Raw genomic sequence first — 500 nt, 5'->3', positions numbered from 1 at the left:
CATTATAATGGGTTTGAATGAAAATTCAAAAAGATATGATTGATTGGAAAGGCCGTCTGAAACTTGTTTTTGAGTTTCAGACGGCCTTTTTTATATGGGCTTATTTAGGCGCAGCCAAGATGCCTGTTTGGTTCAGCAGGAACAAAACGGTAAAGCCGGTCAAATAAATCAAACCGATAATGGCGAGGAAGTTCATGCCCATGGTCAGTTTGTGGCGTTTGTCGCCTTTAACGAGGCGGTAGTTCAGCCAAGCGAACACAGGGGCGGCAACGAAAGCGGTAATCATGGCGAATTTGAGCAGCTCTGCCATTGCGCTGTTGAACCAGAAAATTACGGCCAAGCCTGAGCCTGCGACCCAAATGTTCCAAGCAAACAGTTCGACGTTGCCGGTTTTGTCTTTACCGCGCAACAGGCGTACCGGTTCGGCAATCGCGCGCGCGTAGCCGTCTACTACGGTAATGGTGGTGCCGTACATACAAGCAAAGGCGATAAATGCCACC

General features: G+C 48.6%; 1 pseudogene. It reads right to left on the bottom strand.

Features of this window, described 5'->3' with window-relative positions:
- Positions 1 to 100: 100 nt before the first annotated feature.
- A pseudogene (locus ACTHUM_RS18940) lies at positions 101 to 500 on the bottom strand (divalent metal cation transporter); the annotation flags it as partial.

The organism is Neisseria sp. P0021.S006, from assembly GCF_051956895.1.
Note: the sequence above shows the minus strand (reverse complement) of the source record. Positions and strands in the feature narration are given on the sequence as shown.